The sequence below is a fragment of the Pseudomonas sp. SMV71 genome (genome assembly GCF_052042015.1).
Taxonomy (GTDB): domain Bacteria; phylum Pseudomonadota; class Gammaproteobacteria; order Pseudomonadales; family Pseudomonadaceae; genus Aquipseudomonas.
Window position 1 is genome coordinate 1 of the sequence record NZ_JBKGGU010000083.1, and the last position, 227, is coordinate 227.

Here is a 227-nt window from a genome sequence, read left to right on the forward strand (position 1 = left end):
AACGCGTACACCAACGCAACGCTGACGGCGCTGTTCCTGTTCGTGGTGCTGAGCATCCTGTTCTACGCGCTCAAGGTCGGCATCGCCGCCTGGGGCACGAAGGAACGTACGGATAAAGAAGCCCCCTTCCAGGCCCTGCCGGACGCCTGACGCGAGGATTGCACGATGTTCAATGACTTGAGTCGCCTCGGTAAATACCTCGGTCAGGCCGCCCGCCTGATGGTCGG

Annotated in this window: 1 protein-coding gene; it reads left to right on the plus strand. The window is 61.7% G+C overall.

The annotated features are described in order from the left end of the window. The coding region (locus ACLEJQ_RS25885) for a hypothetical protein (protein ID WP_440799970.1) at nt 1–150 on the plus strand (150 nt) is incomplete at its 5' end. Nucleotides 151–227: the final 77 nt, after the last annotated feature.